Source organism: Pseudomonas sp. SYWMCR5, assembly GCF_057197165.1.
On record NZ_JBXUNH010000002.1, the window covers coordinates 136421 to 160220 of the forward strand.

Below are 23800 nucleotides of genomic sequence, written 5' to 3' on the forward strand. Positions count from 1 at the left end.
TCAATGGATAACCAAGGCAAAGCCTTGGTTATCTGCCCTCACGGGCGCACCTCTCCCGCAGCAGACAATAATTGCCGGCGCACCCTCCACAGATTCGACAGAGCAAACAGCGTGGTCAGTTGCGCCGTGTTCCTGGCCAACCCACGGAAGCGGGTTTTCACATAACCGAACTGGCGCTTGATCACGCGAAAGGGGGGCTCGACTTTCGCCCGCGTCTGCGCTTTGACCTTCTCGATCTGGCGTTTGGCTTTGTAGAGCACGCTGTGTTTGCTCAAGTGCTTGTAGGTGCTGCGTCGCGCAGCGATCTGCCAGATCACTTGCCGACTGTCGTGCTCAGGCCGTTTCTCTACGCCAGTGTAACCCGCATCGGCACAGACAACGTTTTCGTCACCGTGCAACAGATGAGCGACCTCCGTCACGTCAGCCACGTTGGCGGCGGTGCCATGGACGTTATGTACCAGGCCCGATTCAGTGTCGGCTCCGATATGCGCTTTCATGCCGAAGAAGTATTGGGTTCCCTTCTTCGCCAGGTGCATTTCCGGATCGCGTTTGCCTTCCTTGTTCTTTGTCGAACTGGGCGCGTGGATGATGGTGGCGTTGACAATGGTGCCCTGACGCAACGACAGGCCTTTGTCTTACAGGTACTTGTTGATGGTTTCCAGAATCCCTGCCGCGAGCTGATGCTTCTCCAGCGGGTGCCGGAAATTCATGATGGTGGTGTCTTCGGGGATAGGAGCGCTGAGCGTCAGGCGAGCAAACTGGCGTATCGACGTGATTTCGTTCAATGCTTCTTCCATGGCCGGATCGCTCAGCGAAAACCAGTTCTGCAGCAGGTGAATACGCAGCATGGTTTCCAGTGGGTACGGCTTGCGCCCACCGCCGGCCTTTGGGTAATGCGGCTCGATCAATGTCACCAAACCGCTCCACGGCAACACCTGCTTCATCTCGGCCAGGAAGCGCTCGCGGCGGGTTTGCTTGCGCTTACCGGCGTACTCGAAATCGGAAAAGCTCATCTAACTCATGGGATGGCGGGCTTGTAGAGGGCAGTTGGACGGAGGGCTTTTTCAGCACAGGTCAGGCGGCCTGTGCTGACTTGATCGGAGAATCCCTAGCGGAGCCAGTTTGTTACTGAGTGTTATAAGATGTAATTGCGCGGCTTAATTATGATATAACATTGCAATATGGTCAGGCTCAGACCTGCAGTACCGCTTGACCCTGCGATCAGCCGCACCTTCACGCCTGCAGTTCAGGAGCCTCCATGAGATTCACCTCGGCCTCCATTGCCGTAGTCACGGCATTGGTAACCCCAGACCTCCTTGCCGATCAGGCTGGCAACTCAACGATCATCCTCGGCGAAGTGAACATCACGCAGAAAGCCGGCGTGGCACTAAGCACGGAAAATGTACTCACCTCAGTCGACGTCATGGGCGGTGACCAGGTTGAGGACAAGAACGTGATGAATAGCTGGCAACTACTAGGCCAGATGCCAGGTATTCAACTGACCGAGACGGGGCAGGGGGCTGAGTCGGGCAAGGCCACTTTCCGAGCCTTCAATGGCGAGGGCTACATTAACGGCATCAAGACACTGATTGATGGGGTGCCGAGCAATGTAAACAGCGGCAACCAGCGTTTCATCGACATGATTTTCCCGCTGGAAATCGATTACATAGAGGTAGTGCGCGGCACCAACGATCCGCGTTACGGCCTGCACAACATCGGCGGCAACATCAACTTTGCGACACGTCAGGGCGGTAACTATGCAGACAGCCGTCTGACTTACGGCAGCTTCGATACCCGTGAAGTGCAAATTGCCCTCGGCCACGAGGAAGGTAACTTTGCGCAGAACTACATGTTGGCCAAACAGGACACCAACGGTTCACGCGATCACAGCAACTCCAACAAGTATTCCCTGGGTGGCAAGTGGTTCCTCAGCAATGATGAGCAAAATTTCCGCATAGGTGCCATTGCACGTCTGTACCATCAACAAGCGGACGAAGGCGGGTTCCTCACCCGCGAAGAGTTGCATGCCAGCCGTACCGATTCACCCGCCAAGAATGACAATGATCGCAGTGATAGGGACATGAAGCAGTTGAGTCTGCACATGGATTGGCAACTGCGCGATGATCTGAACCTCAGCAGCAAGTTGTATTACAACAGCTACAATGATGACCGCTCCATCACCTTCACCAGTTACGAGCCCGGCAACGGGCCGCGTCAGCGTCGCTTCTGGGATGAGCAGCAGCGCGGGATGCTCAGTAACCTGACCTGGCGTGTGAATGACCTGTTGACCCTGGATGGCGGCATCAACTATGAAGAACAGCATAACGCGTACGAGCGCAGGCGCTTCAACTTCAGCGTACCCACCAACTTCGATGCGCCGCCAGCGCGCGTTCAAAACGATGACCACTACACGCTTCGTAACCTGGGTGGTTACGTACAGGCGGTTATCCAGCCAAGTGACTCGTTGAAGATCATCCCGGCGATGCGCGTTGACAAGTTCAGTGGCAACACCAACATCTCAAGCACCAACAATGGTGTGACCGTGAGTGCCAAGGGGCCTTTGCAGGACTACGGCTGGATCGAGCAACCCAAACTCAGTGTGGTGTACAGCGTTAATGATGATATCGACGTCTACGCCAACTGGGGGCGTACGTTCCAGGTGCTGACTGGCAATGCAAACCCTGCATACCTCGTCAATGGCGCCGGTTCCTATAATCCGTCGATCAACACGGGCAAGGAAGTGGGGTTGAAATTTCGGCCTGCCGAGGGCACCGAGGCACGCGTTGCCGTTTGGCAGCAGGACGCTACCGACGAGGTAGCGAACATGCCAGCCATCGATTCGACCGTTGGCTTGGGTGAAACTCGGCGTCGCGGTATCGATATGCAGTTCACGTCACGTTTGAACGATCAATGGACAGTGTGGGGTTTCCACGCAATCCAGGAAGCAAAAGTGATGAAGGGCAACGATGCGAACAGCAACTCCCTCAAGGGCAAAGAAGTATTTTCGACGCCGCGTTACATCAGTAACCTGGGTGTGGAATATCGTATGAACGACGATTGGCGCTTCGGCATGCAGGCGCGTGCACAGGGCGACTATTACATTGACTCGAACAACGAAGCGGGCAAGTTTGGTGGTTTTGCCGTGCTCGATGCGAACGTCAGCTATCGAATCAGTGCTTCTACGAGCGTGGATCTGCAGGTCAAGAACCTGACGGATCGCGAATACGAATACGTCTGGTACGATAACTTCTGGTGGCCAGCTGGCGAAGAGCAACCTATGTTCTCACCGGCACCCGGTCGGTCTGCGTTCGTTTCACTCAACATGAAGCTGTGACCCGTATGGACTCATTCACCTGGCAGGTATGAGGGCGTCAGTCCTGCCGACAGATCAGCCATGCGTCAAGCATGCGGCGGCCTCCAAAGTAAGTCAGGATGCCGTTGCAGTCGGCGTGCTTGAATGCCATCAAAGCCTTCAGAATGACCATTTCTGGGTCCAGCCAGCCATGGTCGATCACGGCCTTGAGCATCGAGTATTCACCGCTGACTTGATAGGCGAACGTCAGCACGGCGAGGGTGGCCTTGATCCGCTGAATGATGTCCAAGTAAGGCGTGTCGGGCTTGAACATCACCATATCGGCGCCTTCCTGCAGGTCCAGCGCCACTTTGCGAAGGGCCTCGTCGCTGTTGACTGGGGCCATCTGGTATCATGGCCGGCGGGTCACTGGTAGCTCATGGTGAAGGTCAGCAGTGAGTTCGCGGTGCCAGGCTGCACCGGGCTGGATATCTGGTAGTACGAGGCCCTCAGCGGGATGCTGTAAGTGCCGCCTGTGGTTTTGTTGTAGTTGGTCAAGGTGAGTGGCGTATTGTACTTCAGTGGGCTGCCGTTGCCGTCTTTCAGTTGTACGCCGATACCTGCTGCGGACGAGTCGGCGGATAGCGCTATCACGCCGTTGCTGCCGTCGAGTACGCCCGTGGGAGGGGTGAACTGGTACTGGATGGCGTTCAAGCCGGCCGGGCAGGCACTGATGTCGACGTTGAAGGCAACGGCGGGCGTGGTCGAGCCGACTCCGGTGAATTCCGATTGTTTGTGGGAGCCGAGGTCGACGTCGACATCTGCGGTCCGGCAGGCAGCAACGTTGATGGTGGTGCTGCTGACCAGAAATGACTTGCGGCCATTTTGCGCAATGTCATAAGGGCCAAACTTCGCGGGCGCGCTGATCAGTGCTGCCTCGAGCATTACCCCGCCCGTGACAGTACCGGCCCGTATGGTGCCGGTCTTCACCAGAGCCATTTGCACTTGTCCACCATTGTTATTGATGGTCGAGTGGGATGTAATGTTGGTGGCGTTGCCTTGCCAGGGAGATGCTAGGCTCTGTACGAAATCCCGAGAAACCTAATCGTCGCTCCTCCAGCGCTGAGATTTTGCAGAGTCACGCGCCATTAACGGAAAGGAATTCTGTGATGGCAAGGCGCTACGAACTCACGGACGAGGCCTGGGATGTGGTCTCCGATCTCTTCATCGAAACCCGTGGCCGAGGCCGGCCTCGACTAAGCGACCGCCTGATGCTCGATGGCGTGCTGTGGGTGCTCTGCTCGGGTGCTGCATGGCGAGATATGCCTGAGCGCTTCGGCCCATGGTCAACGGTGTATCAACGGTTTCGGGGCTGGCGAAACCAAGGGACTTTCGAGCAGATGCTCAAACGTCTTCACCTGAGATTGAATGAGCAATGCTTGATCGATCTGCAAACCTGGATGATCGACTCAACCGCAGTACGCGCAACCCGAGCCTCATCTGGTGCCGGGAAAAAAGGGGGCCTGACGAGCCTGCCGATCATGCTCTAGGTCGCAGTCGCGGCGGCCTGACTACCAAAATCCACATGCTTTGCGACGCCAACGGAACACCGCTGCGCTTTCTCCTTTCTAGCGGTCAAGCCAGTGACATCAGCTACGCACAACCACTGTTGGACGAGGTCAGCATTCCATCGACCCAACGTGGCCGCCCGCGCAAGCGCTGCAAATGGCTGCTCGCCGACAAGGGTTACGACGCGAAGCACTACGCCGCTACTGCGATCAATATCGAATGCAGCCCGTCATCCCGTTGCGCTCGATGAAGCGCAAGCCCAAGCCTGGCTTACCAAGACTGTTTGACCGGCCCAAATAGCGACAGCGCAACATCATTGAGCGCATGTTTGGCTGGCTGAAAGAGAACCGCCGGATAGTGACCCGCTTCGACAAGCTCGCGAAAAGTTATGCCGCGATGGTCTCACTGGCTTGCTCCATGCGGTGTTTGCGACATCTCTTTTCGTACAGAGCCTAGGCATTTTTTGACTGCCCTAACTGTGGTGCTAGCGCTAACCACGTGCCTTGGCCTGGTGGATCGAAGAGTTAGATGTCCGCTTGCCCCGTTGGGTACCAGCCCATGCGGGTGAACATTGACTGTCAAGGCGGGTGACAGGTTCCAGCTGGCCCGTGCTCGCCTCTAGCCTGCAAATTTTGGGCTTCTGTCACGAGCTCTGGGGGAGCGTCCGGATAAAATCGTAGCGCTGCGATTAATAATCCAGTAGGCTTTCTGAAAAATCGTAGCGCTACGATTCTGCTTCGTAGCGCTGGTTGATCAACCCTCAGGAGGTCACCATGTCCACTGCTGTCACGCCCCCCGCCTTCACTCTTCTGCTGAAACGCCAATCTGCACTGCTCGGTACCTGGCTCATGTCCGCATCGGCCAGTACGGCAGAAGCACTGGGATACGCGGGCTTCGACTGGCTGCTGGTGGACATGGAGCACGTACCGATCGAGTTCCGCGATCTCTGGCACATTTTGCAGGCCATTCAGTGCACCGGTGCGCAGCCGATCGTGCGGGTGGCCGCCAATGACCCCGTGCTGCTCAAGCGCGCACTGGACCTGGGCTCGACCAATGTGATGGTGCCGTTCGTGGAGAATGCCGAGCAGGCCAGGGCAGCGGTCAGCGCGATCAAGTATCCACCCATGGGCACCCGCGGCTTCGCTGCCGTGCACCGCGCCAGCCGCTACGGCACCTGGAAGGGCTACGGTCAGCAGGCCAATGACTCGGTGTGCTGCATCCTGCAGATCGAGACCGCCACCGCGTTGGCCAACCTCGAGGAAATCGCGGCCGTGCCGGGTGTCGATGCGCTGTTCCTCGGCCCGGGCGACCTGTCGAGTGTCTGTGGCCATATCGGCAACCCGGCGCACCCTCATATCCAGGCCATGATCAGCGACGCGATCGTGCGCTGCAAAGCCATCGGCATGCCCATCGGCATCGTTGGCGGCACGCCGGAGCTGGTCGGCAGCTACCTGGAGCAGGGCTACGCCTTCGCCGCTGTGGCCTCGGACATGGCGATGATGATGAGCAAGGCCAATGAACTGCTGGTGGCCCTGAAAGGCCGCCAGGCGCCCGAAGCGGTAGCCACGGCCTACTGACTGCTACCGTTGCGCCCCGCGCAGGCTACCTCCGTGTTGCAGTAGCCGATTGAGCATCCCTACAAGAACAACAAACCGGCGCCATCGCGCACCGGAAGGACTCTCGATGAATCAGGCACCCATTTCCGGCCAGGTCGCGGCCAGCGCCGCGGCAACGGTGACGCCTTCACGGACGCGCTACTGGATCATCCTTATCCTGTTCCTCGTCTCGACGCTGAACTATGGCGACCGAGGTATCCTGTCTATTACGGGCTCCGCTATCCAGGGCGAGTTCGCACTCAGCCCGGTTCAAATGGGCTGGATGTTCTCGGCATTCGCCTGGGCCTACGTGCTGGGCCAGTTGCCAGGTGGCTGGTTGCTGGACCGCTACGGCTCCAAGCGTACCTATGCGGTCAGCATTTTCTGCTGGTCGCTGCTGACCCTGGTCCAGGCGTTCAACGGCGGCTCCAACGTCAGCCTTGTGGTCACGGCATTTTTCGCCTTGCGCTTTCTGGTCGGTCTGGCTGAGGCGCCGGCAGCCCCGGGCAACAGCCGGATGGTTGCCTCATGGTTCCCGGCAAGTGAGCGGGGCACGGCGTCCTCGATCTTCAACTCCGGGCAGTACTTCGCGATCGTGCTGTTCGCGCCCGTCAGTGGCTGGCTGATCCATGCCTACGGTTGGCGCTCGGTTTACGTGATGATGGGCGTGTTGGGTTTCATCATGGCTTGGGTCTGGGTACGCAAGGTGCATTCACCGCTGGAGCACCAGCGCATCAATCAGGCCGAGCTGGACTACTTGCGTGAAGGCGGTGCGGTAGTCGACATGGATGCCCATCTCGGCAAGCTGCGAAAAACCGACAACCCATTGACACTGCCGGTGATTCTCAAGGGTTTGCTGAGCAGTCGGATGATGGTGGGGATCTATATCGGCCACTACTGCTTTTCCACGATTACCTATTTTTTCACCACCTGGTTCCCGATCTACCTGGTGCAAGAGCGCGGCATGTCGATTCTACAGGCCGGCTTCCTGGCCTCGATCCCGGCAATCTGTGGTTTTGTCGGCAACCTGCTGGGCGGGCTCTGCTCCGACGGCATCATGCGCAAGACCGGCTCGCTGAGCCTGGCGCGCAAAGTGCCGATCATTGTCGGGTTGCTGGCCTCCACCAGCATGATCATCTGCAACTACGTGTCCTTGCCGTGGATGGTTATCGCGATCATGGCGTTCGCCTTCTTCGGCAAGGGCTTCGCATCACTGGGCTGGGCGGTCATGGCCGACGCTGCGCCACGAAAGGCGGGTGGGGTGACGGCTGGGTTGTTCAACACTTTCGGCAACATCGGTGGCATCACCACTCCCATCATCATTGGCTTCATCGTGCAGGCCACCGGTTCCTTCAATATGGCCCTGGTGTTCGTCGCCGCCAATGCGCTGCTAGCGATGTTCAGTTACCTGGTTGTAGTCGGCCCGCTGCTCCGCCTTGAGCTGAATCCGGCAATACCTGGCAAGAGAGAGATTCGTGATGTCTGATACCAAACCGCTGGTGCTGAGCGTCGGGCCTTTGCTGCCTGCCTTGCGGTCACAGCTTGAACAACACTATCAGCTGCTGGAGCTATGGCGCTGTGAATCGCCCGCGACGCTCCGGGCCGAACAGGGCGCGGACGTTCAGGCGTTGGTGACCACGGGTGTGCATGGGGCCAGTGCCCATCTGATCGAGCAGTTACCGGCCTTGCGTGCCATTGTCTGTTTTGGTGTGGGAACCGACGCCGTCGACCTGAAAGCAGCCCGCGCCCGGGGCATCCAGGTCAGCAACACGCCTGATGTGCTCAACGATTGCGTGGCCGACGCCGCCATGGCCCTGTTGCTGGCCGTCGCCCGGCAAGTGGTGGTGGCTGACCGCTTCGTCAGGTCCGGGCGTTGGGAGGCAGAACGCTTTGGTCTGACCACCGCGCTGGGCGGCAAGACCTGCGGCATCGTTGGCATGGGGCCGATCGGCCAGGCGATTGCCAGGCGCGCCAGTGCCTTCGGCATGCAGGTGAACTACTCGAGCCGTACGCCAAAGCCTCAGCTGGCGTACACCTACCATGACTCGTTGCTGACGTTGGCCGAGTGCAGTGATTTTCTGGTGTTGGCTGTGCCTGGTGGTAGCGCCACCGACGGGCTGGTCAGTCGGCAGGTGCTTGAGGCACTGGGCCCCACAGGGATGCTGGTCAACGTGGCGCGTGGCTCGGTGGTGGATCAGTACGCGCTGATCGATGCGCTGAGCAAAGGCCGGATTGCCGGGGCGGCATTGGACGTGTTCGCGGATGAACCGCACGTGCCAGCCGCCTTGCGTGAACTGGATACGGTCGTGTTGTCGCCAAATGTGGCCAGTGGCACCAAAGAAACGCGTCAGGCCATGGCCGACCGGGTGCTAGCCAACCTGGCTGCGCTGTTTGCCACCGGCGTGGTGTTACACCCGGTGCCCGAGGGCGCGCAGTGATGGAGTGGTGGCAGCACATTGGGTTCATGTCGTGTGTCGTCGTCGCCACTTTCGCCCAAAACGCCACCGGCTTTGCTTTCGGCCTGTTGCTATTGGGGCTGACCGGCATGCTGGACTTGGCGCCCATGGAAACCGTGGCGAACGTGAGCTCGATCCTGACGCTGGCCAACGCGGTAGTCATGGTGCGCAAGTGGCCGGGGCTGCCGCGCCGGCTCGTCCTGCTCGTGTTGGCCTGCAGCCTGGCTGGTGTCGTCGCTGGCGTGTGCTTGCTGGCAGTGCTAGGCGCCCATGAGCGGGACCTGCTGGAGATCATCCTCGGCATCACCATCATCGTCTGCAGCTTCATGCTGATCCTGCAGTCCCGAGGGCGACAGCAGATGTCGGGGCGGTTCGGTTTCGCCTTTTTCGCCAGTATTTCCGGCGTGATGGGCGGGTTGTTTTCAAGTGCCGGGCCGCCGTTGGTCTACCAGCTCTATCGCCAGCCACTGGCCGTGCAGGTCATCCGCGACACGCTGATCGTAGTGTTCGCAGTCAATGCTTTGATGCGCTTGAGCGTAGTAGTAGCTACGCACCGATTCGAGCTGCAGGCGGGCTACCTCTCGTTGGAGGCATTGCCGATCGTGTTCCTGCTGACCTGGTGGATGCGGCGTCACCCGCTGGCGATTTCACCGCAGGTGCTGCGTCTGGCAGTGTTCGGTCTGCTGTTGCTGGCGGGGGCGAGCCTTATCGGCAAGGTGCTCTTGGCTGCCTAGCCTGGCCGGCGGTGCTGCGTGAGCCTATCACTGGCGCACGCTGCTCTGGCGTACGACCAACTCGAAACCCAGGTCGACGACCTGAGGTTTATCGGGGAGGGTACCTGCCTCGATCCAAGCCAACAGCTGACTGGCCACGGTTCGTCCGATCTCGGCAGGATAAGGACGTACGGTGGTCAGACGCGGTGCACTGAGCTTGCTCAGTGGCAGGTCGCCAAAGCCTGCAATCGCCAACTGCTGCGGTACGGCAATGCCGCGGCGCTGCGCTTCGAACAAGGCTGCGATGGCCAGTATATCGTTCGAACAGCAGAGGCCTTGTGGCCCATCACCGTGACGGGCAATTTCATCGAATACCTCGCTCAGTTCGACCTGTGAGGTGTTTTGCTCCAGCGCGATCACCTGCGCGGTCAGCCCCTTGCCATTCAACCAGGAACTGAACCCTTCGGCGCGCTGGCGGGCGCGGTGGTCGAGGTGCATGCGGGTGCCGACATAGACGAAGCGTTCCAGGTCCTGCGCGTACAGGTGCTCGGCCAGGGCTGCGCCGACGGCTTGGTGGTCGAAACCGACCTGAAGGTGGAACGGGTCGTTGCCCAACTCCCACATCTGAGCCACGGGAATGCCCGTGGCTTCGAGCAGTGGACGGGCGGCGGCGTGGTCGCTGCCAGTGACGACCAGGGCTGCCGGTGACCATGACAGGTGGGCGCGCAGCAACTCCAGCTCTCGTTTCGGGTCGTAGTCGCTGTTACTGATCAACAACTGGTAGCCACGGCTTTCAAAGACTTCCTGCATAGCTTGCAGGGTTTCCGAGAAGAAGGCGTTGATCATCGACGGCACGATCACTGCGACTGCACGACTGTGGTTGCCTGCCAAGGCGCCGGCGAGGCGATTGATGGTATAGCCAGTGTCGGCGATGGCTTTGCGGATGCGTTCAGCGCGCTTGCTTGAGACCGCATCCGGGTCGCGTAGAAATAGCGATACCGTGCTTGGGGAGACCTTGGCCTGTTCAGCAACCATACCCATGGTTACCCGGTTGATCCGGGGGCGGCGTACTGCACCGTTGCTGACTTCGCTGTCTGATCTATCGCTCATCGCCACCTCGTTCTTCGAAGGCAAAAGGATGCGAGCCTGACGATGGCAAGTCAATCGCAAAAGCGCTTGGCTGGCGGCATGGATGTTCGCTTTCGAAAATCAAACGTGTCTTTTCGAATAAAATCGTAGCGCTGCGATTTAGCCTGAGATAAGCTCGCCTGGTAATTTTGCAGCGCTGCGATTTTGTTGTCGCATCGCATCCCAACCCGCGTTGGAGAACAAATATAAAAATGAGCACATCCCTTTTCACCTTCCTGAGCATGCTGTTCTTCACTGCACTGGTCGCAGTGATTTCCTACCGATTCACGCGCCAGGCCAAGGACGTTGGCGCCCATGGTTACTTCATGGCGAGCGGCGGCCTCAATGGCTGGTTCATTGCCGGATCGATGATGCTGACCAACCTGTCCATCGATCAGTTGGTCGGCCTCAACGGTGATTCATACGCCCACAACCTCAGCTCCATGGCCTGGGAGGCCACTGCGGCCGTTTCGACTATCGCTCTGGCCTTGTTTTTCCTGCCTCGTTACTTGCGCGGCGGCTTCTCGACCCTGCCGGAGTTCATCGAGAAACGCTATGACCGTGCTACGCGCCGAATAGTGAGTGCGCTGATGGTTGCCACCTACACCCTGGTGCTCAACCCGGCTTCGCTGTATCTGGGGGCTATCACCTTCAATCAGATTTTCGACCTGCAGGGCATTCTCGGCTGGTCCTACCCGGCCACGATCAGTCTGCTGATCGTGGCGACCGGAGTGATTGGCGCTGCCTATGCGGTACTGGGCGGGCTTCGGGCCGTGGCGGTATCGGACACCATCAACGGCATAGGCTTGCTGGTGGTGGTGGTCCTCATCCCGATCATCGGTCTGTGGACGCTGGGGCAGGGTGATGTACTGTCCGGTGCCCAAACCCTGCTGCACGACAACCCGCAGAAACTCAATGCCATTGGCGGCAGCGAAGACAAGGTGCCGTTTGGTGCGGTGTTCACCGGCATGATCTTCGCCAACCTGTTCTACTGGTGCACCAACCAGGCCATCGTGCAGAAAAGCATGGCTGCCAAGAACCTGGCCGAGGGCCAGAAGGGCGTGTTGCTGTCGGGTTGCCTGAAACTGCTGGTGCCGCTTGCCATGCTGATGCCTGGTGTGATCGCCTGGCACCTGTTCCGCGACCAGCCGCTGGCCAATTCCGACTTGGCCTATCCGGCGTTGGTTGCCGCGCTGATGCCATGGTGGATGAAGGGCTTCTTCGTGGCGGTGATCTTCGGCACGGTGATGAGCCACTTCAATGCGATCATCAATGGTACTGCCACGCTGCTGACCTATGACTTCTACAAGTCGATCCGGCCAATGGCTTCGGACGAGGCGCTGGTGCGCTTCGGCAAGCGAGTCAGCGTGATCGCCGCACTGGTGTCGCTGGTGGTCGCACCGATGCTGATGTACACCCCGGAAGGTATCTATGCGGTCCTGCGTCGCTTCACCGGCTTCTTCAACATGCCGATCATCGCCATCATGCTGTTCGGCTTCTTCAGTGCTCGAGGCGGCGCGACGCCCGCCAAGCTGGTGCTTGGCCTGCACGCGGTGTGCTATGCAGTGCTGGTGCTGGGACTGAAGATCGACACCCGCCTGGGAATCAGCTTCATCCACGTCATGGGCATCATGTTTGCTGTGGAAATGGTCTTGCTGGTGTTGCTACGCAAGCACTTCGACCGCGCCACTCCCTACGTATCGCCCACTCCGGCGCGCACCGTCGACCTGACCCCGTGGCGACACGCGGGCAGCTTCAGCGTGATGCTGTTCGCCGCGCTGGTATCCATCTATCTGACCTTCTCACCACTGGGTGTCGCCCGTGTCGGCGGACCTTCCGGGCTCTATCTGCCGCTGCTGGCATTGACCTGGTTGCTGGCCTTTGCTGGCGCCGCGCTGTGCCGCCGTCGTTTTCGACACCTGACCAATACCCATGCCCTGCCTGACTACGAGACCAACCCACAATGAATAGCGTATCTATCCCCCAGAACGTGAGCCTGCACCAGGCAGGCGAGCAGATCCGTCTGGAAGTGGACGGGCGCCTGTTGTGGTGCCACAGCCCGCTGCAGCCTGCTGTGTTCGCCGGTTACGGTGAAGCTGGCATTGAAATGCAGCGCGGTAACTTCCGTATTCGCGATTATGTTCAGGAAAGGGTCGCCTTGCGCCACGCCCGCCTTGATACTTCAGCCGGTGTCATCGAGTTGCGCGCCTGGTCCGAGGGCCCGCTGCTGCTTTCCCTGCGCCTGGACTGCCAGGGCGAGCGTGTGCGCCTGCTCATGCAGGCGCCGCAGGCAGGTTGCAATCGACTGTGGCTGCGTCTGCCTGCCGAAGTGAATGAGCAGGTCTGGGGTTGCGGCGAGCAGATGTCTTACTTGAACTTGCGCGGACGCAACTTCCCGCTGTGGACTTCTGAGCCGGGCGTAGGCCGAGACAAGTCGACTTGGCTGACCTTGCAGGCGGACAACGAAGCCAACGCCGGGGGTGATTACTATCACACCAACTACCCGCAACCGACGTTCATCTCCTCGCGGCGCTACAGCGCGCATCTGGTGACCAGCGCGTACGCCGATTTTGACTTCCGCCATGACGACTTCCACGAACTGCAAGTGTGGGCGGTGCCCGAAGCGCTGGAGTTTTTCGTCGGCAACAGCTACATCGACCTCGTCGGTGCCCTCAGCCGTTATTTCGGTCGCCAGCCGCGCCTGCCGCAATGGGTGCTTGACGGTGCGATCCTCGGTTTGAAGAACGGCCGCGAGCACGCCGAACAGCACCTGCAGACCGCACTCGAGCATGGCGCCAAGGTCAGTGCATTGTGGTGCGAGGATTGGGAAGGGCTGCGTATCACCTCTTTCGGCAAGCGTTTGTTCTGGGACTGGCAATGGAATGCCGAGCGCTACCCCGACCATCAGGCGTGGGTCTGTAGTCTGCACGAGCGCGGCCTGCGCTTCCTCGGTTATGTGAACCCTTATCTGTGCAATGACGGCCCGCTGTTCGCTGAAGCCGAAGCGGCGGGCTACCTGGCGACCAACGCCGAGGACGGCACCTATCTGGTCGACTTCGGCGAGTTCCTTTGTGGCGTGGTCGACTTCACCTTGCCGGCGGCGGCGCAATGGTTCGAAACCCGGATCATCGGCCAGGAGATGCTCGAAAAGGGCCTCTCGGGCTGGATGGCGGACTTTGGCGAGTATCTGCCGATCGACGTCAAGCTGGCCGGCGATGCCGACCCCATGCTCGAGCACAACGCCTGGCCAGTACGCTGGGCCGAGGTCAATGCCCGCGCTATCGGCAACGCCGGGCGCACTGGCGATGCACTGTTCTTCATGCGCGCTGGCTACAGCGGCGTGCAGGCGCACTGCCCGTTGCTGTGGGCGGGTGACCAGTCGGTTGACTTCAGCCGCCACGATGGCCTGCAAACGGTGATTTGCGGCGCGTTGTCGTCCGGCCTGCTGGGTAATGCCTATCACCACAGTGATATCGGCGGCTACACCAGCCTCTATGGCAACTGCCGTACCGCCGAACTGTTCCAGCGCTGGGCGGAAATGGCTGCGTTCACCCCGGTGATGCGCACTCACGAAGGCAACCGCCCGGACCAGAACCTGCAGTTTTGGCAAGACCCTGCCACTCTGGTGCATTTCGCCCGCATGACCCGGGTATTCGCAGGCATGAAACCCTACGTCGAAAGCTTGATGGATGAGGCTCAGGCCAGCGGCCTGCCGTTGCAACGGCCGTTGTTTCTGCATCACGAACAGGACGCTGGCTGCTACGCCGTTCAGGACCAATACCTGTATGGCCGTGACCTGCTGGTGGCGCCCGTGCATGCCGAAGGCAAGACGCACTGGAGCGTCTACCTGCCGGCTGGCGAGACCTGGCAGCACTGGTGGAGCGGCGATTGTTTCGAGGGCGGGCAGCGTGTCGAGGTCCCGGCACCGCTGGGGCAACCACCGGTGTTCAGCCGAGTGGGCAGCCGCTGGCAATCCCTCTTCCAGAGCCTGACTGTGCTCTGATCCCGCTCCGCTACCTGTAATTGACCTGTGAGCGCCTGCCAAGGCAGGCGCGCCGGCCCACTGCGGCCATAAAAGAGCGCTGCTGACATGAACAACAAAAATCAACGTGTCCTTGGCTTCATTCTGCTGGCCAGCGTCTATGCGCTGCCCAGCCATGCCGAACCCATTGTCTGGAAGGCCGGCAATCTCAGCATCAACCCATATGGCATTCTCGACCTGAACGTGCAGACGGGCTCGTTCAGTAAGACCGCCCCGGACCATACCATGGTCTCGGACGGCAACCTGCAGGCCTCGCGCTTCGGGGTAAAGCTCGACTATGCCCTGGGCGACAGCGGTTATGCCCTACAGGCGTTCGGCGAGCGCGGGCTGGTATTGCGGCGCATCTGGAAGGGCGGGCAAGTCTCGACCAACCGCGGCTATGGCGTCGGCGTCAGTGGCCCGTTCGGCTCGGTGGCCATGGGCAGCCTGTACATGCCGATCTACTGGGTGTTCCTGGATTCGGACGTCGCCCTATATGGGTTGTCGAACATGGCGGCGATCATGAGTCTGGAGCACACTGCGGTATTGGGTAAAAGCGGCACGGGCGGGTTCTACGACACCACGGTGCGCTACCGCTCGCCTGAAGTGAACGGCTTTTCCACCGAGCTGGGCTATTCCTACGGCAACTCCAGCATCGAGAACGGCCCCAACCAGAACCGCACCAGTGGCTTCAATGTGCGCTATCGCAACGGGTTCACCAAGTTGGGTTATGGCTACAACCGCCATGACTCGGCCCCTACCGAAACCAGCAGCGAGCTATACACCCAGACGACCCACGTGGTGTCGGGCAATTACCAGTGGGGTGGCGTGATCTGGGGGGCCAACTATGTGTACTCCAAGCGCGATACCGAGGCCCGCTGGTTCGCCTCGGCGAAGATGGTCAATGCGCGGATCGTCCTCGACGATCACAATGATCTGACCTTCGGCGTTTCCCAGCGAATCGAGGCCGAGGGCGCCCGGGCCTGGGCGGCCCATGCCGGCTACATCTATTCGTTCAACCCCAATACCCAGCTGTATACCTATGTTTCCCATATCAACAACAACAGCCATTCCACCCAGGGTTTCTCGCTGCTCAGTGAGGATTACCCCAGTGTGGCGGCCGGTTACGACCCTTGGGCGGGTACCTTGGGTATTCGTTGGAGCTTCTGAGTCTTGATAGCGACGAATCACATATTGCACCCGGAGCTCACACTCACCTGTGGCGCCCTGAGCGCCGGGGTGCTGCCCAGCCTGGGCGGCGCGCTGGGTTACCTGCGTCTTGGCAGCTTCGAGCTGCTGCGGCCCTGGGACGGCACCGACAGCGTTCGGCGTACGGCGTGCTACCCGCTGGTCCCGTACTCCAACCGTATCGCCCACGGGCGCTTTTGCGCCAATGGCGAGCCGCAGCAGCTGCGCCGCAATTTCGGCGATCACCCGCATCCGCTACATGGTCTTGGCTGGCAGCGAGCGTGGCAGGTCGATGCCCACTCGCCGCACAGCTGCCAGTTGAGCTTGCGCCACCAGGCCCGGGGCGCCGATGCCGAAGACTGGCCGTGGGACTTCGTCGCGTGGCAGTGCATCACCCTGAGTGGTGACGGCCTGCGCCTGCGACTGGGGCTCACCAACCTGAGTGAGCAGTCGATGCCGGTGGGTCTTGGCTGGCACCCGTACTTCGAGCGCCAGGGTGAATTGCAGCTGGGCTTCAGTGCCGCGCACGTCTGGCATGCCGGCGCGGATGGCCTGCCGGTCGAGCGTACGGCACTGCCGGAACCTTGGGACTTCGGCCTGCCCCAGGCAATAGGCGCTGTGGGCCTGGACAACTGCTTCGAGGGCTGGGATGCCCGTGCCAGTCTGTATTGGCCAGAGGCACAGGTCGGCCTGCGCCTGGAAGCCGGCCCAGGGTTGGAGCACCTGGTGGTGTTCACGCCGCCAGCACCAGCGGACTTTATCGCGGTCGAGCCGGTCAGCCACCTCAACAACGCCATCAATTTCCCCACGCCTACGGCGCACGGCCTGGTCTGGCTGGCACCGGGGGCGTCGATCGAACGTGAGTTGCGCTTGCTGCCGAGCGGCGCCAACCTGGAGAACCCTGCATGAGTGAAACCCTGACCTGTGTGGTCCGCCAGCCGTCGGAACTGGGCGAGTGCCCGGTCTGGTCGGTCCGTGAGCAAGCCCTGTACTGGGCCGATATCCTGGCCGGGCAACTGCATCGCCTTGACCCCCGCGATGGCTGCGTGAGCACCTTGCAGTTGCCTGAGGAGCTGGGCTGTTTCGGCCTGCGCGAGCAGGGCGGCTTCATTGTCGCGCTGCGCACCGGCATCTACCTGCTCGATGCCCAGGGGCAGCTGGGCGAGCGCCTGGCCGACAACCCCAGCGGCGCAGAGCACAGCCGCTTCAACGATGGCCGCGTCGACCCTTGGGGGCGCTTCTGGGCTGGCACCCTGTGGCAACCGCGTGACCGCAATGGTGGGCAATTGGTGCGAGTCGATGCGCAGCACCGTGCCCAGGTTGTGGCCGGCGATGTGATGGTGTCCAACGGCCTCGCCTTCAGCCCGGACCGCGCGTGGGTCTACCACAGCGACACCCCCAACCATGTGCTGTACCGCTATCCGCTGGATGCCGATGGACAGCCCGGCCCCCGGCAGTTGCTGCGCGAGTTCCCGCGTGGCAGTGGCGGGCGCCCGGATGGCGCGGCGTTCGACAGTGCGGGCTGCTATTGGAGCGCGCAGTTCGACGGCGGCCGGGTGCTGCGCCTGAGCCCTGATGGCCAGGTGCTGGCAGAAATCCAGGTGCCGACGCGTTGGCCGACCATGGTCGCCTTCGGTGGCGACGACCTGCGTACCCTTTACATCACCAGTTCGCGCGAGAACCGCAGCGCCGAAGACCTGGCGGCCTGGCCGCTGTCCGGCTGCGTGTTCGCCACCCGTGTCGACGTGCCCGGCTGCCCCGAGCCGCTGTTCGCCGGTTGAATCCATTCCACTTGCTCACGAGTACCTATCACCATGAACCGTCATACCGATACGCAGTACCCCAGCCTGGCCGGCAAAGTGATCTTTATCAGCGGTGGCGCCTCGGGCATCGGTCGCGCCTTCGTCGAAGCGTTCGTCGCACAGGGCAGCCGCGTCGCCTTCCTTGACCTGGATGCCGACGCCGGGCAGGCGCTGGCCCGGACGCTGGGCGCCAACGTGCTGTTCTTGCGCTGCGATGTGCGCGATATCGAGCGCTTGCAGGGGTGTGTGGCCGAAGTGGAACACACCTGGGGTGGCATCGATGTACTGATCAACAACGCAGCCCGCGATGACCGCCATGCCTTGGCCGATGTCAGCGTCGAGTATTGGGACGAACGCATGCAGACCAACCTGCGTCACGCCTTCTTCGCTGCACAGGCCGTCACGCCTGGCATGGCAAAGCGGGGCAGCGGGGCGATCATCAACATGGGCTCGATCTCGTGGATGCGCGGACGCCCTGGGATGATCTGCTACACCACCGCCAAGGCGGCGTTGAACGGAATGACCCGCACCTTGGCACGCGAACTGGGCGGGCAAGGCATCCGGGTCAATAGCCTGGTGCCAGGCGCTATTCGTACCGAACGCCAGGATGCCATGTGGGCCGCCGACCCTGCCGGTCTGGAGGCAGCCAGCCAGTCGTTCATCGACCAGCAGATGCTCAAGTTTCGTCTGGATGCCAGCGACTGCGCGCGCCTGGCGCTGTTCCTGGCCAGCGATGATAGCCGCGGCTGCACGGGTCAGAACTTTGTCGTCGATGCGGGACTGTCGATTCAATAACCCCACAACTCCTGACAGGGGTGATTCGGGCAAAAATCGTAGCGCTACGAAATTGATCCGGGTATGCTCTCGGAAAGTAATTTCGCAGCGCTACGATTATGCGTGGCGCCCTTGCTCAAAGGCTTAGGTTATGTCCGAAAAATACAAGAAAATCGAAGAACTCCGCAGTCAGCGGTGGTTCGCTCCAGACACCATCCGTGCCTTCGCCCATCGCCAGCGCCTGCAACAGATCGGACTGCGCCGCGAGGAGTTCATGGGCAAGCCGGTGATTGCGATCCTCAATACCTGGAGCGAGATGTCGCCCTGTCATTCGCACCTGCGTGAGCGTGCCGAGGCTGTCAAACGCGGGGTCTGGGCGGCCGGCGGCTTCCCAGTGGAGTTGCCGGTACAGTCGGTGGGCGAGGTAATGGTCAAGCCGACTACGATGCTCTACCGCAACCTGCTGGCAATGGAGGCCGAGGAACTGCTGCGCTCGTTGCCGATCGACGGCGCCGTGCTGCTAGGCGGCTGCGACAAGTCTACGCCTGGCCTACTGATGGGCGCGCTCAGCATGGACCTGCCGGTGATCTACTGCCCGGCGGGCCCGATGTCCAACGGTCAGTGGCGTGGCGTCAAGACCGGCGCCGGCACGCATACCAAGAAGTACTGGGACGAGCGCCGTCTGGGGCTGATCGACACTGTTGCGTGGGAAGAACTCGAAGGCGCCATGACCCGTTCGATCGGCACCTGCAATACCGTAGGCACGGCGTCGACCATGACCAGCATCGCCGACGCAATGGGCTTTACCTTACCCGGTGCATCGAGCATTCCTGCCGCGGATGGGGCCCACCCGCGGATGGCCTCGCAGTGCGGTTCGACAATCGTCGATCTGGTTTGGCGCGACCGCCGCCCCTCGACTTGGCTGACTGAAAAGCACGTAGCCAATGGCGTGGCGGTGTACATGGCAATGGGCGGCTCGACCAACGCCGCGATCCACCTGATTGCCATCGCCAGACGCGCCGGAATAGACCTGACCCTCGATCAGTTGGCCGTCGCAGCCGCGAAGATACCGGTGTTGCTCAACCTGTTCCCTTCCGGCACGGCACTCATGGAGGACTATCATTTTGCCGGCGGCCTGCGTGCGCTGATGCGCAAGATCGCATCGTATTTGCATCTGGAGTGCGAGGGGGCCACCGGGCAGAGCTGGGACAGCCTGTTGGCCGATGCCCCGTGCTACGACGACGATATCATTCGCCCCCTCGATAACCCGGTGGTCAGCCTCGAACAAGGCGCCACTTTGGCGCTGTTGCGTGGCAACCTCTGCCCCGATGGCGCGGTGATGAAATCCTCCGCAGCCGACCCGCGCCTGCGCCGTCACAGCGGCCCGGCACTGGTCTTCGATGACCACGAAACCCTCAGCCGGATGATCGACGACCCCGCCCTGGATGTCACTGCGGACACCGTGCTGATCTTGCGCAATGCCGGCCCCGTGGGCGCGCCGGGCATGCCCGAATGGGGCAACCTGCCGATACCCAAACGCTTGCTGGAAGCCGGTGTACGTGACCTGTTGCGCATCTCCGACTCCCGTATGAGTGGTACCCATTACGGCAGCTGCGTCCTACACGTGGCGCCTGAGGCCGCTGTTGGAGGGCCGCTGGCATTAGTCCGCACGGGCGACATCATCGATCTGGACGTCGCCGCCGGCACGTTGAACATGCGTGTCAGCGATGAGGAACTTGCCCAACGCCGCGCCGAGCATAGACCGCAGCACAGAACCTACGGCCGCTCTTTTGCTGCGCTCTACCAGCAGCATGTGACCCAGGCCAACGAAGGGTGTGATTTCGATTTCCTGCAGGCCGGCGAAGTCGTGCCCGAGCCACCCATCCACTGAACCTTGCTCAGGAAACTAACCGATGCTCGACCTCAAAGACCCTTCTCTGCTCAAACAACAGGCATTCATCGACGGCCAATGGGTGGGTGCCGACTCTGGTGAAACCGTTACCGTCACTAACCCCGCTACCGGTGAGGAACTGGCACGCATTCCGCAGATGGGCGCTGTCGAAGCCGAGCGTGCGGTACTGGCTGCTCACCGCGCCTTCAAACCGTGGAAGCGCAAGACTGCCAAGGAGCGCGCGGAGCTGCTGCAGCGCTGGTACGCGCTGATGGTCGAAAACCAGGAAGACCTCGCCCGCCTGCTGACCGCCGAACAAGGCAAACCACTGGCTGAAGCCCGTGGCGAATTGAGCAATGGCATGTCCTTCGTGCAATGGTTTGCCGAGGAAGCCAAGCGTGTTTATGGCGATACCATCCCGCAGCCTTCGGCAGACAAGCGCATCATCGTCACCAAGGAGCCGATTGGCGTAGCTGCGGCTATCACACCATGGAACTTTCCCCACGCGATGATCACCCGCAAGGTTGCCCCGGCCCTGGCCGCCGGCTGCCCGATGGTGTTGCGCCCGGCCAGCCAGACGCCGCTCTCGGCGCTGGCACTGGCAGCCCTGGCCGAACGTGCTGGGATCCCCGCCGGGGTGTTCAGCGTGGTCACCGGTAGCGCTACCCAGATCGGTAGCGTGCTGACAGGCCATCCGCTGGTGCGCAAGTTCAGCTTCACTGGCTCCACGCCAGTGGGCAAGCTGCTGATCGGACAATGCGCCGAGACCGTGAAGAAGGTATCGATGGAACTGGGCGGCAACGCGCCGTTCATCGTCTTCGATGACGCTGACCTCGACCTGGCCGTGGAAGGCGCGATGCTGTCGAAGTTCCGCAATGCCGGGCAGACCTGTGTCTGCGCCAACCGCATCTACGTTCAGGACGGTATCTACGACCGCTTTGCCGAGAGACTCGCCGCCGCTGCCTCGGCCCTACGCCTGGGGAATGGCGCTGAGGCCGGCGTCACCCAGGGCCCGATGATCGACGAGAACGCCGTGCGCAAGGTCGAAGAGCATATCAGCGATGCCCTTGAAAAGGGCGCACGACTGATCGCTGGCGGCCAACGGCATGCCCTGGGTGGTAGTTTCTTCGAGCCGACCGTGCTGACTGAAGTCACCGCGCACATGAAGGTGGCCCATGAGGAAACCTTCGGTCCTTTGGCGCCGCTGTTCCGCTTTTCCAGTGAGGAGGAGGTGGTCGAACTGGCCAACGCGACGGAGTTCGGGCTGGCTAGCTACTTCTACAGCCGCGATATCGGCCGCGTGCTGCGCGTCAGCGAAGACCTTGAATACGGTATGGTCGGCGTCAATACCGCGGCAATCGCCAACGAGATGGCACCATTCGGTGGCGTCAAGCAATCGGGCCTTGGTCGCGAAGGTTCGCGTTACGGCATCGAAGACTATCTTGAGATTAAATACGTGTGCCTCGGTGGCGTCGACCGCTGAAGCCGGCCAGAGGGGCAGATGCTGCCCCTCTGGCTGAGCCCCCACTTCCGAAGCCTCCAATGCAGCCCGCCGTTCTTGCAAGGCGGCTTGACACTCATCAGCCACGGCGCTCCGACAGCTTTCGGCGACACAGAGTGAGAATCTGGATTAAATTGTCGGGTCTGAGAATCGGAAGCCCGCTCCGCTCCCGTTGAGTATCAGCCGTGCGTTTTACCTCAGTGTGTCTCGGAGAATGCCAAGGGTGCGTTATAGCGATGCTACAAGTTGGCATGGGGCGAGGGGAGGTATCGTTCTACGAGTTATGAGTTCGAATGACTACGCTTCCGCCACTAATTTTCATCAAAGCCCTGATTCTTCAGGGCTTTTTTGTGCCTATGTGTTTTTGGTCCCCCATCTGGTCCCCCATAATTAGTTTGGCTTTTGCTGGTTTACAGCGGATTGTGATGGACGTGCTGTTTTCATGGCGCCTAAGGGCCATAACATCTGTTGTAGTCCTGGACCTTACTGACGCAGGCGCCGCTGCGAAAGTACGGAAAGAGTCCGGTTATGAGCAGGGAAAAGCGGACAAACGTGAGAGGCGCGCGAGCAGCAGAGCTAAAAAATAGTGTTTGGATAAGCCCGCCATAAAAGGCGAGCTGGTTCTAGGGCGGTTACCGTTGCGACTGCTTACTGGGTGTCCTGTCTTCTCGGCCAGTCCAGCGGGATAAGCGCATCGCCCGAAATCTTGTTCCAACGCTTACGAGTGGCAGCGACATACCGTGGATCATCACCGAAATACGCATGCTCAATCAGCAACACCTGCAGTCCCTCTTGCGCAGATGTTGTATTGAACAGGAAGTCCAGGTGTTTACGCATGGCCGAAACTTCCTCGTTTTCTCCGATGTCCGACTCGTCATCGCCACGTTGCGGATAGTAGGGTCGGCTGATCTGGTCGAAAGCGAGGAACCCTGGTACCGGCGCGTTCACCTTGGCCAGGTACTTCTGAAGCGCGAACGACAAGGCAATGTGGATGGCCAAGTAGTTCTCATCCGAGCCCGCATCCGGGAGTCTCAAAACCGCACCGGAATTCTGTTCGATGATCGCGATATCAGGTGGTTTTGCGGAAAACTCCAGCTCGGCACCGATACACGGTTGGACAGTGGGCAAATCTGCGAACGCTTCGGAGAGATACTGAGAAATCTTGCGCTCCGCACGCGATAGTAGGATCTGCTTGGCGTCACTGTCGACAAGGGCTTCCAAGCCCTGGATCTGCTCACGCAAGACGTCCAAGTCGGGGCCTGGCAACGGCGTCGTAGGGTTCATTTCCAGGAACTGATGGTACGCACGCGCTTGGCCATGGCCAGTGTGCGTGCTCGGCGCAGGGTAGCGATGATCTCGATGATGTGGTCCAGTTTGATCTCGCTGACGGGAATGTTGCCGATCGTGGGCAGGATGTGATTGTTCAAAGCGCCGCGAAAGCCCGCGAGGGATTTGCTCACGAGGTCGTGCGACTTGAAGGCCAGCCACTGTTCGGCGACGTAACTGAATGTGCGTTCCTCATTGAGTAGCTGATCGGCGATTTTCTTGCGTTTGGCCTTCAGCGGGGCGACGTGATGAGCTACGTTCTAGCGCGCGGCTCGGGCCAAGTCGCGGGCGTCTTTCAAGCCAATGTCGGGATAACGGCCGATCGCATACACGTTCTCCTTGCCGTTCAGGCGATACCTCATCCGCCAGTATTTTGCGGCAGGCTTGTTCGACTTCTGTGAGGCCTGAACATGCAGGTAAAGACCGGGTACCTCGCCGTCGACGTACTTGCCGGGTTCAGCAATGGCACGCAAGAAGGCATCGCTGAGTTTACGCCGCAATGCAGGCGTGGGGAGGGAAGTCGTCATGTGCGGGTACTTTTTTC

17 protein-coding genes and 3 pseudogenes are annotated in these 23800 nt (G+C 60.6%); 14 read left to right on the forward strand and 6 right to left on the reverse strand.

The window, feature by feature from the left end:
• Positions 1–38: 38 nt before the first annotated feature.
• A pseudogene (locus tag AC2CGW_RS06570) lies at positions 39–1013 on the reverse strand (IS5 family transposase).
• A gap of 245 nt (positions 1014–1258) precedes the next feature.
• Here AC2CGW_RS06570 and AC2CGW_RS06575 point away from each other — a divergent pair.
• Positions 1259–3334 (forward strand): TonB-dependent receptor, encoded by a 2076-nt coding sequence (locus AC2CGW_RS06575; protein ID WP_484573731.1) that lies wholly within the window; start codon positions 1259–1261, stop codon positions 3332–3334.
• A 37-nt stretch (positions 3335–3371) separates the two neighbouring features.
• Here AC2CGW_RS06575 and AC2CGW_RS06580 read toward each other — a convergent pair whose 3' ends face one another.
• Together AC2CGW_RS06580 and AC2CGW_RS06585 are read right to left on the reverse strand one after the other, a co-directional pair.
• The gene (locus tag AC2CGW_RS06580; RefSeq protein ID WP_484573732.1) at positions 3372–3698 is read right to left on the reverse strand and encodes a hypothetical protein; all 327 of its coding nucleotides are present in this window, start codon (positions 3696–3698) and stop codon (positions 3372–3374) included.
• Positions 3699–3718: 20 nt separating this feature from the next.
• A complete protein-coding gene (locus AC2CGW_RS06585; protein WP_288374962.1) occupies positions 3719–4291 on the reverse strand; it encodes a fimbrial protein in 573 nt (190 codons plus the stop codon).
• Positions 4292–4461: 170 nt separating this feature from the next.
• On the opposite strand from AC2CGW_RS06585, the pseudogene AC2CGW_RS06590 reads away from it, so the two are divergent.
• The 5 genes and pseudogenes from AC2CGW_RS06590 (at position 4462) to AC2CGW_RS06610 (ending at position 9646) form a co-directional block, all read left to right on the forward strand.
• Positions 4462–5317 (forward strand): annotated as a pseudogene (locus tag AC2CGW_RS06590) (IS5 family transposase).
• 353 nt (positions 5318–5670) lie between these two features.
• Positions 5671–6438: a 2-dehydro-3,6-dideoxy-6-sulfogluconate aldolase gene (locus tag AC2CGW_RS06595; RefSeq protein WP_346655308.1), complete on the forward strand. Its 768-nt coding sequence runs from the start codon at positions 5671–5673 to the stop codon at positions 6436–6438.
• Between the two features lie 106 nt (positions 6439–6544).
• Positions 6545–7942 carry an MFS transporter gene (locus AC2CGW_RS06600; RefSeq protein WP_484574004.1) on the forward strand — a complete coding sequence of 466 codons (1398 nt, stop codon included), beginning with the start codon at positions 6545–6547 and terminating at the stop codon, positions 7940–7942.
• Positions 7935–8894: a 2-hydroxyacid dehydrogenase gene (locus AC2CGW_RS06605; RefSeq protein WP_484573733.1), complete on the forward strand. Its 960-nt coding sequence runs from the start codon at positions 7935–7937 to the stop codon at positions 8892–8894. The genes AC2CGW_RS06600 and AC2CGW_RS06605 overlap by 8 nt, the downstream gene beginning before the upstream one ends.
• A 26-nt stretch (positions 8895–8920) precedes the next feature.
• Positions 8921–9646, forward strand: a complete 726-nt coding sequence (locus AC2CGW_RS06610) for a TSUP family transporter (RefSeq protein ID WP_186720439.1) — start codon at positions 8921–8923, stop codon at positions 9644–9646.
• 27 nt (positions 9647–9673) lie between these two features.
• Here the strand turns inward: AC2CGW_RS06610 and AC2CGW_RS06615 are convergent, their stop codons facing one another.
• Positions 9674–10735, reverse strand: a complete 1062-nt coding sequence (locus tag AC2CGW_RS06615; protein WP_186664194.1) for a LacI family DNA-binding transcriptional regulator — start codon at positions 10733–10735, stop codon at positions 9674–9676.
• A gap of 230 nt (positions 10736–10965) precedes the next feature.
• On the opposite strand from AC2CGW_RS06615, the gene AC2CGW_RS06620 reads away from it, so the two are divergent.
• The 8 genes from AC2CGW_RS06620 (at position 10966) to AC2CGW_RS06655 (ending at position 21912) form a co-directional block, all read left to right on the forward strand.
• The gene (locus tag AC2CGW_RS06620; protein ID WP_186664195.1) at positions 10966–12720 is read left to right on the forward strand and encodes a solute:sodium symporter family transporter; all 1755 of its coding nucleotides are present in this window, start codon (positions 10966–10968) and stop codon (positions 12718–12720) included.
• Positions 12717–14756, forward strand: a complete 2040-nt coding sequence (locus tag AC2CGW_RS06625) for an alpha-glucosidase (protein WP_186711281.1) — start codon at positions 12717–12719, stop codon at positions 14754–14756. The genes AC2CGW_RS06620 and AC2CGW_RS06625 overlap by 4 nt, the downstream gene beginning before the upstream one ends.
• A gap of 87 nt (positions 14757–14843) precedes the next feature.
• Positions 14844–15944 (forward strand): porin, encoded by a 1101-nt coding sequence (locus AC2CGW_RS06630; protein WP_186664197.1) that lies wholly within the window; start codon positions 14844–14846, stop codon positions 15942–15944.
• A 24-nt stretch (positions 15945–15968) separates the two neighbouring features.
• Positions 15969–16871, forward strand: a complete 903-nt coding sequence (locus AC2CGW_RS06635) for an aldose 1-epimerase (RefSeq protein ID WP_189662399.1) — start codon at positions 15969–15971, stop codon at positions 16869–16871.
• A complete protein-coding gene (locus tag AC2CGW_RS06640; protein WP_186664199.1) occupies positions 16868–17743 on the forward strand; it encodes a 6-deoxy-6-sulfogluconolactonase in 876 nt (291 codons plus the stop codon). Before AC2CGW_RS06635 ends, AC2CGW_RS06640 begins: the two co-directional genes overlap by 4 nt.
• A gap of 33 nt (positions 17744–17776) precedes the next feature.
• Positions 17777–18559: a sulfoquinovose 1-dehydrogenase gene (locus tag AC2CGW_RS06645; RefSeq protein ID WP_426352519.1), complete on the forward strand. Its 783-nt coding sequence runs from the start codon at positions 17777–17779 to the stop codon at positions 18557–18559.
• A gap of 130 nt (positions 18560–18689) precedes the next feature.
• Positions 18690–20429, forward strand: a complete 1740-nt coding sequence (locus AC2CGW_RS06650; RefSeq protein WP_484573734.1) for a 6-deoxy-6-sulfo-D-gluconate dehydratase — start codon at positions 18690–18692, stop codon at positions 20427–20429.
• A 22-nt stretch (positions 20430–20451) separates the two neighbouring features.
• Positions 20452–21912, forward strand: coding sequence for a 3-sulfolactaldehyde dehydrogenase (locus AC2CGW_RS06655; RefSeq protein ID WP_186664205.1), 1461 nt, complete (start codon positions 20452–20454; stop codon positions 21910–21912).
• Between the two features lie 666 nt (positions 21913–22578).
• On the opposite strand, the gene AC2CGW_RS06660 is transcribed toward AC2CGW_RS06655, so the two are convergent.
• Both AC2CGW_RS06660 and AC2CGW_RS06665 read right to left on the reverse strand, forming a co-directional pair.
• Positions 22579–23172, reverse strand: coding sequence for a DUF3732 domain-containing protein (locus AC2CGW_RS06660; protein ID WP_238343336.1), 594 nt, complete (start codon positions 23170–23172; stop codon positions 22579–22581).
• Between the two features lie 53 nt (positions 23173–23225).
• A pseudogene (locus tag AC2CGW_RS06665) lies at positions 23226–23783 on the reverse strand (tyrosine-type recombinase/integrase); the annotation flags it as partial.
• Between the last annotated feature and the right edge of the window lie 17 nt (positions 23784–23800).

What these genes read in the sequence shown, in the direction of transcription:
- AC2CGW_RS06575 (WP_484573731.1), top strand. Translation starts at nt 1,259, where the DNA reads ATGAGATTCACCTCGGCCTCCATTGCCGTAGTCACGGCATTGGTAACC.
- AC2CGW_RS06580 (WP_484573732.1), bottom strand. Translation starts at nt 3,698, where the DNA reads ATGGCCCCAGTCAACAGCGACGAGGCCCTTCGCAAAGTGGCGCTGGAC.
- AC2CGW_RS06585 (WP_288374962.1), bottom strand. Translation starts at nt 4,291, where the DNA reads ATGGCTCTGGTGAAGACCGGCACCATACGGGCCGGTACTGTCACGGGC.
- AC2CGW_RS06600 (WP_484574004.1), top strand. Translation starts at nt 6,545, where the DNA reads ATGAATCAGGCACCCATTTCCGGCCAGGTCGCGGCCAGCGCCGCGGCA.
- AC2CGW_RS06605 (WP_484573733.1), top strand. Translation starts at nt 7,935, where the DNA reads ATGTCTGATACCAAACCGCTGGTGCTGAGCGTCGGGCCTTTGCTGCCT.
- AC2CGW_RS06610 (WP_186720439.1), top strand. Translation starts at nt 8,921, where the DNA reads ATGTCGTGTGTCGTCGTCGCCACTTTCGCCCAAAACGCCACCGGCTTT.
- AC2CGW_RS06615 (WP_186664194.1), bottom strand. Translation starts at nt 10,735, where the DNA reads ATGAGCGATAGATCAGACAGCGAAGTCAGCAACGGTGCAGTACGCCGC.
- AC2CGW_RS06620 (WP_186664195.1), top strand. Translation starts at nt 10,966, where the DNA reads ATGAGCACATCCCTTTTCACCTTCCTGAGCATGCTGTTCTTCACTGCA.
- AC2CGW_RS06625 (WP_186711281.1), top strand. Translation starts at nt 12,717, where the DNA reads ATGAATAGCGTATCTATCCCCCAGAACGTGAGCCTGCACCAGGCAGGC.
- AC2CGW_RS06630 (WP_186664197.1), top strand. Translation starts at nt 14,844, where the DNA reads ATGAACAACAAAAATCAACGTGTCCTTGGCTTCATTCTGCTGGCCAGC.
- AC2CGW_RS06640 (WP_186664199.1), top strand. Translation starts at nt 16,868, where the DNA reads ATGAGTGAAACCCTGACCTGTGTGGTCCGCCAGCCGTCGGAACTGGGC.
- AC2CGW_RS06645 (WP_426352519.1), top strand. Translation starts at nt 17,777, where the DNA reads ATGAACCGTCATACCGATACGCAGTACCCCAGCCTGGCCGGCAAAGTG.
- AC2CGW_RS06650 (WP_484573734.1), top strand. Translation starts at nt 18,690, where the DNA reads ATGTCCGAAAAATACAAGAAAATCGAAGAACTCCGCAGTCAGCGGTGG.
- AC2CGW_RS06655 (WP_186664205.1), top strand. Translation starts at nt 20,452, where the DNA reads ATGCTCGACCTCAAAGACCCTTCTCTGCTCAAACAACAGGCATTCATC.